The organism is Lamprobacter sp. (assembly GCF_034860625.1).
Classification (GTDB): Bacteria; Pseudomonadota; Gammaproteobacteria; order Chromatiales; family Chromatiaceae; genus Lamprobacter.
In genome coordinates, this window is record NZ_JAYESN010000727.1 from 1 (window position 1) to 686 (window position 686).

Below are 686 nucleotides of genomic sequence, written 5' to 3' on the forward strand. Positions count from 1 at the left end.
CATTCCGCTGCAGACCATCGGCGCGGTGCTGCAATCGCAGAATCTGGTCGCCGATGCCGGCAACATCGTTGTCGGCGAGCAGTATCTGCGCATCTGGCCCACCGGCGAGTCCGAGTCCGTGCAGTTGATCGGCGACGCGCTGATCAGCTCTGAGGACAAGCGCGTACTGCGCATCTCAGACATCGCCGAGATCCGCCGCGCCTACATCGATGTGTCGGATCGGTATTTCTATCAAGACGGCCAACCGGCGCTGACCCTCGGCATCTCCGTGATGGGCGGACAAAACGTGGTCGAGGTCGGCCGGCAGTTCGATGCGCGCATCGCAGCCCTGGAGAACGATATCCCGCTCGGCATGGAGCTGAAGGCCATCTACAACCAGCCCGAGGTGGTCGACAAGTCGGTCAACGGCTTCATCGTCAGCGTCGCCCAGGCGGTGGCCATCGTTATCCTGGTGCTGCTGTTGTTCATGGGTCTGCGAGTCGGCTTCATCATCGGCGCCGTGCTGCTGATCACCGTGGCCGGTACGCTGTTCATCATGGCCTTGGCCGGGATCGAGCTGCAGCGCATCTCGCTTGGCGCACTGGTTATCGCGCTCGGCATGCTGGTCGACAATGCCATCGTCGTCGCCGAAGGGATGATGGTGCGCATGAACGCCGGAATGCGCCCGGAGAAGGCTGCGAGCGAGG

The 686-nt window shown here is 62.8% G+C and carries 1 protein-coding gene; it reads left to right on the plus strand.

Annotation, left to right across the window (positions count from 1 at the left end; translation table 11 throughout):
* Window positions 1-686, plus strand: a 686-nt coding sequence (locus tag VBE63_RS31005; RefSeq protein WP_323686779.1) for an efflux RND transporter permease subunit, incomplete at both ends; no start/stop codon positions are given.